This window comes from Cedecea sp. AS113 (genome assembly GCF_037152415.1).
GTDB lineage: Bacteria > Pseudomonadota > Gammaproteobacteria > Enterobacterales > Enterobacteriaceae > Cedecea.
In genome coordinates, this window is the sequence record NZ_JBBCMI010000056.1 from 1 (window position 1) to 665 (window position 665).

Consider the following 665-nt stretch of genomic DNA (forward strand, 5'->3'; position numbering starts at 1 on the left):
GGTAATGACTCCAACTTATTGATAGTGTTTTATGTTCAGATAATGCCCGATGACTTTATCATGCAGCTCCACCGATTTTGAGAACGACAGCGACTTCCGTCCCAGCCGTGCCAGGTGCTGCCTCAGATTCAGGTTATGCCGCTCAATTCGCTGCGTATATCGCTTGCTGATTACGTGCAGCTTTCCCTTCAGGCGGGATTCATACAGCGGCCAGCCATCCGTCATCCATATCACCACGTCAAAGGGTGACAGCAGGCTCATAAGACGCCCCAGCGTCGCCATAGTGCGTTCACCGAATACGTGCGCAACAACCGTCTTCCGGAGCCTGTCATACGCGTAAAACAGCCAGCGCTGGCGCGATTTAGCCCCGACGTATCCCCACTGTTCGTCCATTTCCGCGCAGACGATGACGTCACTGCCCGGTTGTATGCGCGAGGTTACCGACTGCGGCCTGAGTTTTTTAAGTGACGTAAAACCGTGTTGAGGCCAACGCCCATAATGCGGGCAGTTGCCCGGCATCCAACGCCATTCATGGCCATATCAATGATTTTCTGGTGCGTACCGGGTTGAGAAGCGGTGTAAGTGAACTGCAGTTGCCATGTTTTACGGCAGTGAGAGCAGAGATAGCGCTGATGTCCGGCAGTGCTTTTGCCGTTACGCACCAC

At 53.8% G+C, this 665-nt stretch carries 1 protein-coding gene; it reads right to left on the minus strand.

Translation table 11 applies throughout. The annotated features are described in order from the left end of the window. Nucleotides 1–15: 15 nt before the first annotated feature. Nucleotides 16–665, minus strand: a protein-coding gene (locus WFN87_RS24000; RefSeq protein WP_244462290.1) for an IS1-like element IS1B family transposase whose coding sequence is annotated in 2 segments (ribosomal slippage) — nt 16–464 and nt 464–665 — 651 coding nt annotated over the 2 segments. Because the reading frame shifts where the segments join, the coding sequence is not laid out codon by codon here. This gene is flagged as partial in the annotation.